A 15,496-nucleotide genomic window follows, 5' to 3' on the forward strand; every position below is an offset into this window, starting at 1 on the left:
ATGACTACTTGGAATAAATGTTTAAAAAAAATCAAAAAGAGTATATCTACCTTTGAGTATAAAACATGGATTAAACCAATTTTCGTAGATCAAAATGCTAATATATTCACAGTTTACTGTAATAATGAATATTTTAAAAAACATATAAAATCTAAATATGGAGCTCTTTTTTTAGTAACAATTCAGGAGTGTCATGGTGATGATTTAGTTATTGAATATTCAAGTAAAAAATATGTAAATAATGAAACTTCTGGAAAAATATCTACTTCTGTTGGTCCACAAACAAATTTTTTTAGTACTTCTAATGTTGAAATAAAAGATGATAGTGAAGAGCCTAAAGAAGAAGAGTTTAAAGAAAAAGAAGTTAGAAAAAATACTAAAAAAGAGAAAAATTCTTCACAAGAATTATTTGGTTTTGATGAAGCTATGCTTATCACTGCTAAAGAAGGTGAAGAATATTCATTTGGTTTACCTTTAAAAGATAAATATATTTTTGATAGTTTTGTTGTAGGAGATGCTAATAAAATAGCTAGAGCCGCAGCAATGCAAGTATCGATAAATCCAGGAAAATTGCATAATCCTTTATTTATATATGGTGGTAGTGGTTTAGGTAAAACGCATTTAATGCAAGCAATAGGTAATCATGCTCGAGAAGTAAACCCTAGTGCTAGAATCATTTATACAAACTCAGAGCAGTATGTAAAAGAGTATGTTACATCTCTTAGATTACAAGATCAGGATGAATTTCAAAGAGTATACAGGTCTGCTGATATTCTACTTATAGATGATATTCAATTTATAGCAGGTAAAGAGGGTACTTCACAGGAGTTTTTTAACACTTTTAATGCGTTATATGAAAGTGGTAAGCAGATTATTCTTACAAGTGATAAATACCCAAATGAAATAGAAGGTCTAGAAGAAAGGTTAGTTTCTCGATTTGGTTATGGTTTAACAGTTTCTGTTGATATGCCAGATTTAGAGACTCGTATAGCTATATTACTTAAAAAAGCCCATGATCTTGGTCAAAAACTACCAAATGATACAGCTACTTTTATAGCAGAAAATGTTAGAACAAATGTAAGAGAATTAGAAGGCGCTTTAAATAGAGTGCTTACAACATCACGCTTTAATCATAAAGATCCTACTGTAGAAGTGGCTCAGCAATGTTTACGTGATGTAATAAAAATTCAAGAAAAGAAAGTAAAAATAGATAATATTCAAAAAGTTGTAGCTGACTTTTTTAGGATTAGAGTGAAAGATCTTACATCTAGCCAAAGAAGTAGAAATATAGCTAGACCAAGACAAATAGCTATGAGTTTAGCAAGAGAGCTAACATCACATAGTTTACCAGAAATAGGTAATGCTTTTGGTGGCAGGGATCACACAACAGTTATGCATGCTGTGAAGTCTATTACTAAACTAAGACAAAGTAATACATCAATATCTGACGATTATGAGTTGCTTTTAGATAAGATTTCTCGTTAAATAGAATTAGGAAATATAATTAAAATATTATAAAAGGGGTTTTGAAAATGAATTTTGTACTAAATAGAGATGACTTGCTTAAGCCTTTGCAATCAATGTTATCTATAGCAAATAGCAAAAGTACTATGCCATTACTGTCATGTATTTTATTTGACATACAAGATAATAAGTTAAAAATAACAGCATCTGATTTAGACACTGAAATAACATGTAGTATAGCTATTAACTGTGATGCAAATATGAAGCTGGCTCTAAATGCTGACAAAATTTACAATATTGTTAGAAGCTTGAATGATAATTCAATGATTGATTTTAATATCAATGATAATAAGGTTACAATCTCTTCAAATAATAGTAAATTTAACTTGATGTCACTGAATGCTGACAATTTTCCTCTAGCAGATGGTAACATTCAAGAAGAGTCAGGTTTTGATCTATCTCAACAAGATTTTCATCATATTATTTCAAAAATTGATTTTTCAATGGCAAATGATGATACAAGATATTTCCTTAACGGAATGTTTTGGGAAGTGAATGGTAATCTTTTAAGAGCGGTATCTACAGATGGACATAGAATGTCTATTACAGAAGCTATCATTAACAGTAAAGTTATTGATACTACTTGTCAGTCAATAATCCCTAAAAAAGCAATTACAGAGCTTAAAAAAATTGTAGCAAAAACAGAAGACACAATAAAAATATGTCTTGGAAAAACTTATCTTAAAGCTGAATTTGGCGAGTTTATTTTTATATCAAAACTAATAGATGGTCGTTATCCCGATTATCAAAAAGTTATTCCAAAAAATAATACTAAATTATTAGCGGTAGATAAAAAAGTACTTAAAGATTCACTTTTAAGAACATCAATCTTAGCTAATGATAAGTACAAAGGTGTGCGTTTAAACATATCTCCAGGACAAATATTACTTTCAGCAAATAACCCTGAAAATGAAAAAGCCGAGGAAAGTGTTGAAGTTCAGTATAACGAAGATTCAATGGAAATCTGTTTCAACTACAGATATTTATTAGATATTATAAGTGTTTTAAATGAAGACACAATGAGTATATATCTTGATAATCCAAATATGAGTGCATTGGTAAAAGATGAAAAAGATAATAGTTTATTTATCATTATGCCAATGAAAATCTAAGTCTAAAATCAATATTACTTTAGTATCTCAAAATATCTTATCTTATACCTTTCAGTATTAAAAAATATAACTCTTTAAAATAAAGAAATATAGCAACCAATACTATACAATATTTAGACTTTAAATTTCTAAAAAATAAAAATGATTAAAAAATATTCTTTTCTACTCGCTATAGGCATGATTTGGGGCTCTCAATTTGTATTTCAAAAAGAAGCAATAGAACATTTTCCTGCTATATTAATAGCTATTTCTCGATCGTTTATTGGGTGTATTTTACTTTGTGGCGTCTGTTATTTTATGAAGATAAAATCTATTTCTAATCGAAGAAATATATTAATGTATTCGATAATAGCACTATTAGAAGCTACTATTCCATTTATGCTTATACCTTGGGGACAACAATTTACCAGTACATCGATCACAGCTGTTTTGACAGGTACAGTACCATTTTTTGTGGTAATATTTGGCCCTCTAATCATCAGATCAAGGATAACTATACCTAATATACTTAGTATAACTGTTGGCTTTATCGGGTTGCTGATACTTTTTTATCCAGATTTAGTAAACAATGAACAAACTGTAAATTTTTACGGCATAGCTGCTATATTATTAGCAACTATATGTTTTGCTTTGGCAATTTTGTTATTAAGTAAATCATGTTCACATGAAAATCCAATTATAGTTTCAAGAAACATCCTGATAGCATCTAGTATACAATTAAGTGTGGTAGCTTTAGTATTTGCACCTTATGATAATATAACGCCAACGGGGGCATCAATTGCTTCATTAATATACTTAGGGGTAGCTTGTGCAGGTATCGTTTATTATCTATACTCCTCATTAATCAAACTAGCAGGGCCCGTGTTTACATCTTTTACTAATTATTTAGTACCATTATTTGGGGTGATTTTAGGAATACTTATTAATAATGACCCATCAAGCATTACAGTATGGATATCTTTGATAATTATCTTATCAGCAATTAGTTTGAATTATATATCGAGACATTAAATAAACATCTACATTTAAATTGCTCTTAGAAAGAGCTACTATATTATATCAAAATATAATCAATAGTTATAAAAGAGGTTAACTAATGAAAACACTAGAACAAGGACAATTAGCTCCAGAATTTAAGCTAGAAAATCAAAATAATGAAGAAATATCGCTAAGTGACTTTAAAGGTAAGAAGAATGTTTTAATATACTTTTACCCAAAAGCGATGACTCCAGGCTGTACAACTCAATCTATCGGTTTAAGTAGTATTAGTAATAAACTAGCTGAGCTTGATACTGTAGTTCTTGGTATTAGTCCAGATGCACCAAAACGCCTCAAGAAGTTTGAAGAAAGAGATAATTTAACTATACAGCTTTTAAGTGATGAAGATCACAAAGTTGCTGAACTATTTGGTGTATGGGGTGAAAAGAAATTTATGGGTAAAGTATATGATGGTATCCATAGAATTAGCTTTTTTATAGACAAAGAAGGTAAGATTGATCATGTCTTTAATAAGTTTAAAACTAAAGATCATCACGAAGTTATATTAGAATATATTGAGAATCTGTAATAAAAAGAAATTATAAATATAGAGTTAGTTTTTATAGTAAATTACTACCAGCACTTCCTGTTTCGATTGTAGAAGCATTATTAAGGGTAGTTCTTGCAATACCATTAAGGGCTTCTTTCGTTAAAAAAGCTTGATGAGCTGTTACTAGCACATTCGGAAAAGTAAGTAGTCTTTCAAATATATCATCATCAATAATTTCAGCAGACATATCTTTAAAAAATATATCTTTTTCATATTCATAAACATCTATAGCAAGACCTGCAATGGCTTTATGTTTCAAAGCTTTGATAATATATTTAGAATCAATAAGAGCGCCCCTACTAGTATTTATGATAATAGCTGATGATTTGATTTTATCTAAAGCATTCTCATCGATTATATATTTAGTAGCATCGTTTAAAGGACAATGTAGACTAATAATATCTGCTTTTTCAAATAACTCATCTAGCTCCACAAATTTCACATTAGAGCTAGCATTTTTGTCTGCAAAAGGATCATGAACTAAAATTTCACCACCAAAACCAGACATGATTTGTGCAAAAGCTTTACCAATATTACCAAAACCAACAATTCCGATAGTCTTTTGATGAATATCAAATCCTTCTAAACCTTCGATATTAAAATTACTTTCACGAACTCTGTTGTAAGCTTTGTGTATTTTACGGTTTAAGCATAATAAAAGCGCCAATGTATGCTCCGCTACTGAAAAAGGCGAATATGCTGGTACTCTAGCAATTTTGATACCTAATTTCTTAGCATGCTCTACAGCTACATTATTAAAACCAGCACATCTAAGTAGAATGGCTTTGATACCAAAGCTATGGAGTTTATCTATAACATTAGCATCACAAATATCATTTACAAATATACAAACAGCGTCAAAATCTTTAGCAAAATCAGCTGTTTGCTCATTTAGACCATATTCACTAAACTCTAAAGTATGGTCATTATTCTGAGCAGTGAAATATTCTTTATCATATTTTTTTGTTGAGTAGAAAAGTATTTTCATTGTTACCTCATCTCTTTAAGGGGGAGTAAGTTTGTAGAAAATACTGTAGATTTATATTTTAATCTACAGAAATTCTTTTATATTTAATTTTAGTGATAGCATCGTATTTATCACCAAGTCTGCGTTTTTTATCTTCAATATAAGCATCATAATTACCCTCAAACCAGACTACTTCACTGTCACCTTCAAAGGCTAGCATATGAGTGGCTATACGGTTTAAGAACCATCTATCATGCGAGATAACCATTATACAGCCTGGGAATGCTAGAATTGCTTCCTCTAATGCTCTTAGAGTCTCTACATCCAAATCATTTGTAGGTTCATCTAGTAAGATTACATTACCGCCACTTCTAAGAAGTTTTGCTAAATGTACACGGTTTCTTTCACCACCTGAAAGTTGCGAGATATACTTTTGTTGGTCAGCACCTTTAAAGTTAAATCTACCAACATATTGGCGAGATGGGATGGTAAATTTACCAACAGTAATTACATCTAATCCATCAGCAATTTCTTCCCATACTGTTTTGTTATCATCTAATGCATCACGAGATTGATCTACATAAGCAAGGTTTACAGTTTCGCCGATAGAGATGCCACCTTTTTCAGGCTGTTCTGTACCAGTTAGCATTTTAAAGAATGTAGATTTACCAGCACCGTTTGCACCGATTATACCAACGATAGAGCCAGGATATACATCCATATCTAAGCCATCTATAAGTAATTTCTCATCAAATGACTTAACAAGATCTTTAACTTTGATGACATTGTTACCAAGTCTTTCACCAGGTGGGATATATAAGTCTTGAGTTTCATTTCGTTTTTGGAACTCTTGAGAGCTTAACTCATCAAACTTAGCTAATCTTGATTTAGATTTAGCTTGACGACCTTTTGCATTTTGACGAACCCATTCAAGCTCTTCTTTAAGTGCTTTTTGATGAGAAGATTCGCGTTTTTCTTCCATTTCTAAACGCTTTTGTTTTTGCTCAAGCCATTGCGAGTAGTTACCTTCAAATGGTATGCCTTCTCCACGATCTAACTCAAGTATCCATTCGGCTACATTATCTAAGAAATATCTATCATGGGTAATAGCAACTACTGTACCTTTGTACTCTGCTAAGAATTTCTCTAACCATGCTACAGATTCAGCATCTAAGTGGTTAGTAGGCTCATCTAGTAGTAGTATATCAGGAGCAGATAATAGCAATTTACATAATGCAACACGACGAGCTTCACCACCAGAGAGCTTAGTTACATCAGCATCCCAACGGGGTAAACGAAGTGCTTCTGCAGCAACCTCTAGCTTACGATCTATCTCCCAAGCACCAGCAGCATCAATAGCATTTTGCAGCTCACCTTGTTCTTCAAGAAGTTTAGCCATTTCATCATCAGACATTGGTTCACAAAATGCCATACTGATTGCATCAAACCTTGTAATCATTTCTTTTAAATGACCAAGAGCCTCTTCAACATTACCTCGGACATCTTTTGTAGGGTCAAGTTTTGGTTCTTGAGGAAGATAACCAATTTTTACACCATTTCTAGGAGCAGCTTCACCAACTATATCAGTGTCTATACCAGCCATTATTCTAAGAAGTGTAGATTTACCAGAACCATTAAGACCTAGTACACCAATCTTAGCACCATCAAAAAATGATAATGAAATATCCTTAAGTATGTATTTGTTAGGAGGTACGACTTTACCAACCCTATGCATTGAGTATATATATTTTTCAGCCATTGATATTTTATGAAAATTTTAAGTAGGGAAATTATAGCAGATTAGCTAAATAAAGATAAATGTAGCTATGCATTAATTAGTCAGCAATATTTAGTCTTAGATTTGTTTGCTCATAATAGCGCCATAAAAATTCTTGTTTTATCTACGTAATATATAGTTTAATAAACTGTACAGTTCTTAAATATTATTTAGTAAATTATGTCTATTTTTATAAAATCCATCATATTGTTATTTTCTTTATTATTAGTGAATATCTGCGTTGCTAGTGATATTGTCTTATCTAAATTTCTAGATCAATACGGTTATGAACCTCTTAAGCTTATTGATAGTAAGGAAACATCTAATGCTCCTTATATTGTTGCTAAGGTAAATGGAAAAAAAGCCTACATTTTACTAGATTCAGGCTCATCAGGAGTTAATATATTCAAAAACTCTTTAGCAGAACTAGATTTAAAAAGCTCTGATTCTTCGAGTTACTCTGCAAATATGACAGGAAAAGTTTTAAAAGATAAAACAGTGACTTTAAAGAGCATTGATGTAGGAAATATTTCACTAGAAAATATTAAGTCTGAGATAACTAATCAACCAAAAAAGTTATCGCTACCTACTCTTATTTTTGGAACAAAGTTTTTAGAAAAATATAACGCACTTTTTGATTTTTCAACATCAAAAGTATATTTTACAAAACAAAGCGTTTCACCTAAAAATCATTATATAATTGGTAAAAATCTTGAAGCTCAAGGGTATAAGGCTATTAAATTAAATAAACTTTTATCTGGTCATGAGATAATAACGGTTTCTTTTAATGGTAACAATGCAGTTAATTGTTTATTAGATACCGGAACATCAAATCTAACAATAGCAGAAGATTATGCAAAAAGCATAGGTCTTAAAGAAGGTGAAAAAGAAACTATTAAAGCAACTGATGGCACATTAGAGGTTTCTGATACATATATATCAAGTCTACTGTTGAATCCTCTAAATAGTTTTTTTGAACCTAGGATTGAGTTAAAAAAGTTTGATGCAACATTAGCAAATATCCAAGCGATGAAAAATTTTTTAGGGGTATTATGTGTTGTTGGCTATAAAGAGTTAAAAGAAGTAAATGCGGTTTATGATTTTTCTGCTGGAATTCTTTATATAAAGAAGTAGTAAAACTTTAACTATATAAATTATTTTTCATAACCAATATATGTAACTTCTCCAAAACAAACCTCAAACTTAAAAATCACAAGCTTAAACCTAAAGAGGTATACACCATCCGTAATATTTTCATCTTTTATATTTTTGATAATCTCTTGCTCTAAAGCTTCATCATTATAACGACAAAGATCAAAGAAGTTTTTAAAATCATTATACAAGTTTTCAAAGTTTATAGTTTTCATAGCTTACCTATCTGTTACTTAAGTTAATATTTTTTATTAAAAACTTATTGTGATTTTATTTATAGATAACTAATTATAGCACCGTTCATACGTACTTTCCGCAACCGATAACTTAATTGTTTTTATTGTGCTATAATTTGGTAAACAAGTGCTTTAGTAGTCTAAATAGTTAATATTATGCGAATTACTCTCAAACATTTAAGAGTTTTTGTAGAAGTTGCAAAGGTAGAGTCAATAAGTGAAGGAGCAAAAGCATGCTTTATATCCCAATCTGCAGCAAGTATTAGCTTAGGACAGTTAGAAAAGATTCTTGAAGTCAAACTCTTTGACCGTAATAAAAATGGCTTAAACTTAAATAATGATGGTAAAGTTTTATTTAAAAAAGCCATTGAAATCATCGAGAAATCAAATGAATTTGAGCTTTTCAAAACATCAACAGAGAACTTACAGGGTAGTATCTCAGTAGCAGCAAACTCTGTTATAGCGACTTATATTTTGCCAAAACTACTGTATAAGTTTCACAGAGAATATCCTAATATCAAGATAAATATTATTAGCAGCAATCTAGATAAAACTTTTGCAAATATTGAAAATGAAATATGTGAAATTGGTTTTGTCGAGGGAAGAGTTCCATTACATGAAATGAAGTCGGAAGAAATAGTCATCAAAAAATCAGAGTTAAAATTAATCTGTAGTAAAAACCACCCTCTTGCAAAATATGACTCAGTTAGTATTGATGATATTTTTGCATATAAATGGGCATACTATCACGACACTTTTACTACTCGGGATATTTTGCTACACAAAGTTGATAAAAATTCAAAAATTATGAAAAAATGGGCCGGTGACTTTTCTATTAAAGAAAATGTTTTTTTAGGTGATATAGTTTTCACTAAGGATGGTGATATGATAAAAGAAAGTATCAACTCGTTTGTTAATAATGATGATTTTTATTTACCAAATATTGAAGCTGTCAAAAGATATGTAGCAAGCAGTGATTTTCTAGCAACAGTACCAGAGATAAGTCTTTGTGATATAGATAATACTTCTCTCAAAACTCTTAATTTAAAAGATATTGTAATGACAAGAAATCACAGGATTATATTTAAAAAAGATAAACATCATACAAAAATAGTGATTTTTTTCAGAGAATGGTTACAAAAACAAAACTACTAATCACAAAAGGTGTCAGCTAAGCTAAATACCTTATCAAGAGCAATTACTGCAATATCTAACTCTTCTTTGTTAATAGTTAATGGTGGACCAACAAATACATGATTCCACCTAACAAATGAATGTAAACCTAGTTCTTTAAATTTACAAGTAATTTTAGTTGTTATACTTATATCTTTTGCATTATAAGCTACCAGAGGTTCTTTTGTTTTTTTATTTTTAACTAATTCAAAACAACCTAAAAGACCTTTTGCTCTATAGTCACCAATACATTTATGTTTTATTTTTAGTTCAGCTACTTTTGTAGCAAAATAGGCTGACATAGTGTTCACGTTATCTAGGATATTCTGTCTTTCATATTCGTTAATAGTAGCTAAGCCTGCTGCACAAGATACTGGGTGTCCACTATATGTAGCTCCAAGCACGAATGCTGTATCTTGGAATTTAGCCATGATTTTATCAGATAACATACAGCAACCTAGAGGTAAATATGATGATGTAATACCTTTTGCCATTGTTACGATATCAGGCACGATATCATAATTCATAAAACCAAACCATTTGCCAGTACGACAGAAACCACTCATAACCTCATCTATGATTAATAAAATATCATATTTATCACATAAGGCTTTTACGCCATCCATATATCCTTCTGGGTATAAATAACAACCAGATGTACCACTCACACCTTCAAGCATAATTGCCGCAATGTTTTCTGATGCTTCATAGTTTATTATTCTTTCTAACTGTTTCAGAGCTTCTTTTGTTTGTTTTACTGGGTTTTCACTATAAATACCGTCATAAGTTGAAGGTATTTCAAAATGTACAACACCGGGGATGCCATCAGTATCATGAGGTAATTTTCTGGGATCTCCGCCTAAAGTCATAGATGCATAGCTGCCACCATGAAACGATCTATATCTTGTTAAGATTTTATGTTTATTAGTGTATGCTCTAGCGGCTTTTATTGCAGCTTCATTCGCACTAGCTCCACATAATGTAAAATATGCTTTATTCAAATCACCTGGTAAAAGACTAGCTAACTTCTTAGCTAACTCGCCTTTGACTTTAGTAGCATGAACTGGTGCAGGGAATGCTATTTGCTTCATTTGTTCTGTTACAGCATTTATAACGGCTTCATTTCCGTGTCCCAAATTTACGCTGATAAGACCTGCTGTGAAATCTAAGATTTTTTTACCATCATAATCATAGATGAATGAGCCTTCACCTCTTTCTATACATGCAGGGTTCAGACCACCTTGCTTCACCCAAGTGAAAACATTATGGTCAATATTATTTTGTTTTATTTCTTCTCTAATTTGCATGGTTACTCCAAAATATTAAAAAACTAAATTGTGAATTTAAGCTTACTGAATGAAATTATTAGCTCATCCAATCTTTTTTATGCTTAGCATTCCATTTTGTTGTAATCTTCTTCGTTTGGGTCCAGAAGTCTATCGGTTGAGAGCCTGTAATGTCAGATACACCAAATCTAGAGTCTTTCCATCCACCAAAACCAAATGGTTCTCTAGGAACTGGCACACCAATATTAATACCACACATACCAGCTGTAAGTCTATCTGCAACATAAGTAGCTGCCTCGCCATCTTGAGTATAAACAGAAGCACCATTACCGTAGTTAGAGCTATTTTGGATTTTTATAGCTTCTTCTACTGTTTTTACTCTAATGATTGTAACTACAGGGCCAAATATCTCATCACAAGACCATGGCTGTCCAAACTCAGCACCATCAATAATAGTTGGGTTTACATAGTAACCTTTCTCACCACCTTTGACTACAGCATTTCTACCGTCAAGCAAAATTTTACAACCAGCATCTTCAGCTTTAGTTATATAGCTTTCAATTCTATCTTTTGACTCTTTTGTAATAATAGCACCCAAGTTTTGACCTGCTGTTATTTTTTTAGACTCTTCAACAACTTTATCTATAATACCTTGTGTATCACCCACTGCTATAAGTAGAGATGCTGCCATACATCTTTGACCTGCACACCCTGTAAATGAAGCAACAATATCAGCAGCAGCCATTTCTATATCAGCATCCGGTAATAGCAATAAGTTGTTTTTTGCTCCGCCAAGAGCTATACATCTTTTACCAGATTTAGCAGTTCTTTCATACACAACTTTTGCTATAGGAGTAGATCCTACAAAAGATACGGCTTTAATATCTTCGTGATCACAAATAGCTTCTACCACATCACTATCACCCTGAACGACATTAAACACACCGTCAGGTAAACCTGCTTTTTTTAAAAGCTCAGCAACTCTTATACAAGATAAAGGAACTCTTTCAGATGGCTTAACAATCATGGAATTACCAAGAACTAATGCCATAGGTATACTCCAATGAGGAACCATTATAGGGAAGTTTAAAGGTACAATACTTGCCACTACACCAAGAGGTGTTTTTTGCTCTTTACATTCAATACCGTTACTAATAACTTGCCTTCTATCATTTAATGTTTGAGGAATAGAAACCGCTAGCTCACATAGTTCTATTGCTTTTGCAATTTCAGCTGCCCCTTCGGCTAAAAGCTTACCATTCTCTTCAGAACAAAGTGCTGCTAGCTCATCAAAATTCTCTTGAAGTAACTGTCTATATTTAAAGAAAACTTGAGCTCGAGCTTTATATGTATTTGAACCCCAATTTTTTTGAGCTTCTTTAGCTATTTCTACAGCATGATTTACATCAGTTTTAGTAGAGCATGTCATTTTAGCTATAATCTCACCAGTTTGAGGATTATCTATATCTAGTCTCCTAGTCCCAGTAGGTTTGATTTGCTGACCGCTCATAAAATTATTAGCTTGATATTTCATTACACTTTCCTCTCTAATCTTAATTTTTACTCTTCAGCAAACAATATGTTTTTTTCCACTTTTAATTCATTAGTCTTATTTTCAACAAGACGAGTTAATCAAATTTATAACCACATATTCACTTATCGATTGGAGTAAAGCAAATTGATTTTTCTAATAGCTCATATTCAAAAAATTAATTATGTTTTGCACTATAAAATAAACCATAATGCAAAGAACCACAATTTTCACTTTGTAAAAAGTTTATGGTTCTTTTTATCTTTAAACGGTATAACTTTTATTGCCCTTTTTTAATAAACTATATCCAGAAAACTTTGGTCTTATAAGTATACTAACCAGCTTGGTGGTACTTTCATTAATTACATATATTTATGCAAAAAAATCAAACCTTTGCTTCGAAGTAATTAAAGGCAACTACTATTCTCTAAAAAAATGATTTGCTAGATTAACTTAGTAGTCTTTATAATCTTAGTTACAACCTTTTAACAAAAAGAGTAAACCTAAAAAATGAAAGATATTTATCATGTAATTGGTTATCCTGTAAAGCATAGCCTTTCGCCTAAAATCCAGATGCAACTAGCTAAAGAACATAATCAAAAAATGTTATTTACAGCAGTAGAAATCAGACCAGAAGATTTAGAGAACAAAATAGCAGAATTCAAAGCTGACCCACAAATTAAAGGTTTAAGTGTAACAGTACCACATAAAGAAAGAGTGTTTGAGTTAGCTGATAGTGCTGATGATATAGCTCAAGATGTAAAAGCAGCTAGTAATGTTATCTTCACAGAAGATAGACAAATGAAAGCACTTAACTATGATGGTTTAGGTATTGTTAATGATATAAAAAATAACCATAAAAAAGCATTTTTAAATAAAAAAGTGCTCATAGTAGGTGCAGGTGGAGCCGCAAAAGCTGTAGTTGCTGCAATTATTAAAGAAAATCCAAGTTTATTAAGTATAGCAAATAGAACTAAAGCAAAAGCTGATGCTATTAAAAAATTATTTCAAAGTAAATATGATATTACGATAGAGGATTATGAAAACATTAAAGGTTGTTACGACATAGTTATAAACTCAACGTCATCGAGTATATCTAACAAGATGTTGCCATTATCAACGAATAATTTTACTTCTCAAGCTTTTGGTTATGATCTTATGTATGCACAAGATGGTACAGTATTCACTAACTGGTGTGGTCAAAACAATATAACGTCATCTGATGGAAAAGGAATGTTAGAAGAGTTAAGTAAGGCTGTTTTCAAGTGCTGGAGAAATATAGCTTATTAATTTATTCTAGTTTTATTTAAAGTCTATTTCTTATAAGAATACTCTACACATACTTCCCTTAATTTTTAGACCTATATCTCAAGGTCATTACGATGCATCTTATCGTCAAAACATTTAAATAGAGATTATTTTGTCGAATTGTTTGAATTTATTACTAATGAATATTAATGATAGGAATAATTTGTTGACTTATTTTTAATTAACAATATACTTAAATGTAAATATTTGTGGAAAATGTTTAAGATAAAAAAACTTAAATTTATTAAAAAGGAAATATAAAATGAAAAAAACTCAACTTACAATAGCTTTATTAGGTTCATTAGTTGCAACAGCTTCTTTTGCTGGTACGACTGGTGCAGAAGTAAATACTGCGATTACTAATTACTCAAAAACTAGTATTGAGAATGCTAAAACTAGTGATGATTCAATTGTTTATAGAAGTTCTACTTTAGTAGATAACATTATGAATGACAAAAATGTTCAAGGACATTTAGTAAATAGCTTTATTGCAGATAAAACAGCTGGCTTAAAAACAAAAGCAGAAAAGTACAAAGAGTTTGCTATTGAAAAGAAAGAGCGTAAAAAAGACAAATATGCTGAGAAAAAGCAAGCAGCAAGAGATGCTAAAGGTTGGTCTAAAGTAAAAGCATTTAAAGAGGAAATAAGTGCTAAGGTTGAGCTTGAAAAGCAAAGAGGTAGAGTGAAAGCTGCTGAAAAATCTCTTAATGAATTAGATAAATATGATAATGATGGTTTTTATAAAACTCAATTAGAATTAGCTAATGGAATCAAAAATGATACAGTAAAAGGATCTAAAGAATATAATGAAACTTTGCTTAAACCATCTATTGCTGTATTAGGGGATGCTTGGAGCGCTGCTAAATCATTTAACTATGTAGGCTATACGACTAACATACATAAATTCTGGGATTCTAGAATTGCTGTATGGAATGGTACTGCAGATATATCTAAAGAAACAGGTGCATTTAATGAATTAACTAATTATGCAACTATTGAAGCTGTAGCTAAAGTTAATAATACAGATGTAACACAGGCTATTAAAGAATACTCAAATGCAAATGAATTAGCGTATACAGTAACCACTTTAGGTAATAGTGAAAATCAAATATTTAATCTAGTAAATGGAAGTACTAATCTTAATACTTACTGTGCTATAAACGCTACTAAGATAGCTAGCAATGAAGCTGTTCAAAAAGCTGTTGAAACTATAGCTAAGCTACAGGATAAAGAAGAAATAGCAGATGTGTTTGAAGATGTTTTCAATGTTATAGGCATAGATAATGAATATGTAATTGCAAACCTAAAAGATAGCATAGGTCAGATGGGAGCTACAGTTATAGCTACAATTGTTGGTGATACGGGTTCTTTCCGAGTAGATGATAAATTCAATTTTATAGTTGATATTACTGATGTTATAGCTGAACCAGTTGCTGATGCAATTGCTAATAATAGTATCTACAAAGAAGTGAATGAATCTAAAGACTTAATTGTTGGTAACCAAGTGTGTGATTATAATGCTGTAAGTACTAGTAAAACTAAGGTAGCACAAGCTATGATGACTGCGGTAAATTATTACTCTAATACAATTGCTAAAGAAAGTGGTAATCCTGTAGATGAAGCAACTAAGCAAAAAGTATTACTTGCTTTAGAAGGTACAATTTACCAAAATATTAATAATATTAAGTAATTAACTTCTAAATTTAAAATACTGCTTATTATTATAAGCAGGTTCTAAAACCTTTAAAAGCCTATTATTTCATAGGCTTTTTTTATATCTGTAGATAAATTACAAATTTTCACTACCTCAAACGAATATGGTAAAATATAAGTATTCTTAAC

13 protein-coding genes are annotated in these 15,496 nt (G+C 31.0%); 8 read left to right on the forward strand and 5 right to left on the reverse strand.

What is annotated here, in order from left to right:
* The 4 genes from dnaA (at position 1) to bcp (ending at position 4,203) form a co-directional block, all read left to right on the forward strand.
* On the forward strand, positions 1-1,485 hold the full coding sequence (dnaA, locus tag CDH04_RS00005) for a chromosomal replication initiator protein DnaA (RefSeq protein ID WP_112869075.1): 1,485 nt from the start codon (positions 1-3) through the stop codon (positions 1,483-1,485).
* Between the two features lie 47 nt (positions 1,486-1,532).
* Positions 1,533-2,636, forward strand: coding sequence for a DNA polymerase III subunit beta (gene dnaN / locus CDH04_RS00010; RefSeq protein ID WP_112869076.1), 1,104 nt, complete (start codon positions 1,533-1,535; stop codon positions 2,634-2,636).
* Positions 2,637-2,777: 141 nt separating this feature from the next.
* On the forward strand, positions 2,778-3,647 hold the full coding sequence (locus CDH04_RS00015; protein WP_112869077.1) for a DMT family transporter: 870 nt from the start codon (positions 2,778-2,780) through the stop codon (positions 3,645-3,647).
* An 85-nt stretch (positions 3,648-3,732) separates the two neighbouring features.
* Positions 3,733-4,203 (forward strand): thioredoxin-dependent thiol peroxidase, encoded by a 471-nt coding sequence (gene bcp / locus CDH04_RS00020; protein ID WP_112869078.1) that lies wholly within the window; start codon positions 3,733-3,735, stop codon positions 4,201-4,203.
* A gap of 31 nt (positions 4,204-4,234) precedes the next feature.
* Here bcp and CDH04_RS00025 read toward each other — a convergent pair whose 3' ends face one another.
* Positions 4,235-5,212, reverse strand: a complete 978-nt coding sequence (locus CDH04_RS00025) for a 2-hydroxyacid dehydrogenase (protein WP_112869079.1) — start codon at positions 5,210-5,212, stop codon at positions 4,235-4,237.
* Between the two features lie 58 nt (positions 5,213-5,270).
* Positions 5,271-6,950 carry an energy-dependent translational throttle protein EttA gene (gene ettA / locus CDH04_RS00030; protein WP_112869080.1) on the reverse strand — a complete coding sequence of 560 codons (1,680 nt, stop codon included), beginning with the start codon at positions 6,948-6,950 and terminating at the stop codon, positions 5,271-5,273.
* A 198-nt stretch (positions 6,951-7,148) separates the two neighbouring features.
* Between ettA and CDH04_RS00035 the strand changes: the two genes are divergently transcribed.
* Entirely contained in the window at positions 7,149-8,102 is a 954-nt protein-coding gene (locus tag CDH04_RS00035) for a retroviral-like aspartic protease family protein (protein WP_112869081.1), read from the forward strand.
* Positions 8,103-8,122: 20 nt separating this feature from the next.
* On the opposite strand, the gene CDH04_RS00040 is transcribed toward CDH04_RS00035, so the two are convergent.
* Positions 8,123-8,335, reverse strand: coding sequence for a hypothetical protein (locus CDH04_RS00040; protein WP_112869082.1), 213 nt, complete (start codon positions 8,333-8,335; stop codon positions 8,123-8,125).
* A gap of 177 nt (positions 8,336-8,512) precedes the next feature.
* On the opposite strand from CDH04_RS00040, the gene CDH04_RS00045 reads away from it, so the two are divergent.
* The gene (locus tag CDH04_RS00045) at positions 8,513-9,511 is read left to right on the forward strand and encodes a LysR family transcriptional regulator (protein ID WP_112869083.1); all 999 of its coding nucleotides are present in this window, start codon (positions 8,513-8,515) and stop codon (positions 9,509-9,511) included.
* On the opposite strand, the gene CDH04_RS00050 is transcribed toward CDH04_RS00045, so the two are convergent.
* Complete coding sequence (locus CDH04_RS00050) at positions 9,508-10,836, reverse strand: aminotransferase class III-fold pyridoxal phosphate-dependent enzyme (protein WP_112869084.1); 1,329 nt, start codon at positions 10,834-10,836, stop codon at positions 9,508-9,510. The genes CDH04_RS00045 and CDH04_RS00050 overlap by 4 nt on opposite strands.
* A 58-nt stretch (positions 10,837-10,894) precedes the next feature.
* Positions 10,895-12,349, reverse strand: a complete 1,455-nt coding sequence (locus tag CDH04_RS00055; RefSeq protein WP_112869085.1) for a CoA-acylating methylmalonate-semialdehyde dehydrogenase — start codon at positions 12,347-12,349, stop codon at positions 10,895-10,897.
* Between the two features lie 507 nt (positions 12,350-12,856).
* Between CDH04_RS00055 and CDH04_RS00060 the strand changes: the two genes are divergently transcribed.
* Together CDH04_RS00060 and CDH04_RS00065 are read left to right on the forward strand one after the other, a co-directional pair.
* The gene (locus tag CDH04_RS00060; RefSeq protein WP_112869086.1) at positions 12,857-13,636 is read left to right on the forward strand and encodes a shikimate dehydrogenase; all 780 of its coding nucleotides are present in this window, start codon (positions 12,857-12,859) and stop codon (positions 13,634-13,636) included.
* Between the two features lie 280 nt (positions 13,637-13,916).
* Positions 13,917-15,344, forward strand: coding sequence for a hypothetical protein (locus CDH04_RS00065; protein WP_112869087.1), 1,428 nt, complete (start codon positions 13,917-13,919; stop codon positions 15,342-15,344).
* Positions 15,345-15,496: the final 152 nt, after the last annotated feature.

This window comes from Francisella adeliensis, from assembly GCF_003290445.1.
Lineage (GTDB): Bacteria > Pseudomonadota > Gammaproteobacteria > Francisellales > Francisellaceae > Francisella > Francisella adeliensis.

Excerpts from the sequence above, each read along its gene's own strand:
- CDH04_RS00040 (WP_112869082.1), bottom strand. The coding sequence starts at position 8,335 with ATGAAAACTATAAACTTTGAAAACTTGTATAATGATTTTAAAAACTTC.
- dnaN (WP_112869076.1), top strand. The coding sequence starts at position 1,533 with ATGAATTTTGTACTAAATAGAGATGACTTGCTTAAGCCTTTGCAATCA.
- CDH04_RS00025 (WP_112869079.1), bottom strand. The coding sequence starts at position 5,212 with ATGAAAATACTTTTCTACTCAACAAAAAAATATGATAAAGAATATTTC.
- CDH04_RS00060 (WP_112869086.1), top strand. The coding sequence starts at position 12,857 with ATGAAAGATATTTATCATGTAATTGGTTATCCTGTAAAGCATAGCCTT.
- bcp (WP_112869078.1), top strand. The coding sequence starts at position 3,733 with ATGAAAACACTAGAACAAGGACAATTAGCTCCAGAATTTAAGCTAGAA.
- dnaA (WP_112869075.1), top strand. The coding sequence starts at position 1 with ATGACTACTTGGAATAAATGTTTAAAAAAAATCAAAAAGAGTATATCT.
- ettA (WP_112869080.1), bottom strand. The coding sequence starts at position 6,950 with ATGGCTGAAAAATATATATACTCAATGCATAGGGTTGGTAAAGTCGTA.
- CDH04_RS00050 (WP_112869084.1), bottom strand. The coding sequence starts at position 10,836 with ATGCAAATTAGAGAAGAAATAAAACAAAATAATATTGACCATAATGTT.
- CDH04_RS00015 (WP_112869077.1), top strand. The coding sequence starts at position 2,778 with ATGATTAAAAAATATTCTTTTCTACTCGCTATAGGCATGATTTGGGGC.
- CDH04_RS00055 (WP_112869085.1), bottom strand. The coding sequence starts at position 12,349 with ATGAAATATCAAGCTAATAATTTTATGAGCGGTCAGCAAATCAAACCT.
- CDH04_RS00035 (WP_112869081.1), top strand. The coding sequence starts at position 7,149 with ATGTCTATTTTTATAAAATCCATCATATTGTTATTTTCTTTATTATTA.
- CDH04_RS00045 (WP_112869083.1), top strand. The coding sequence starts at position 8,513 with ATGCGAATTACTCTCAAACATTTAAGAGTTTTTGTAGAAGTTGCAAAG.
- CDH04_RS00065 (WP_112869087.1), top strand. The coding sequence starts at position 13,917 with ATGAAAAAAACTCAACTTACAATAGCTTTATTAGGTTCATTAGTTGCA.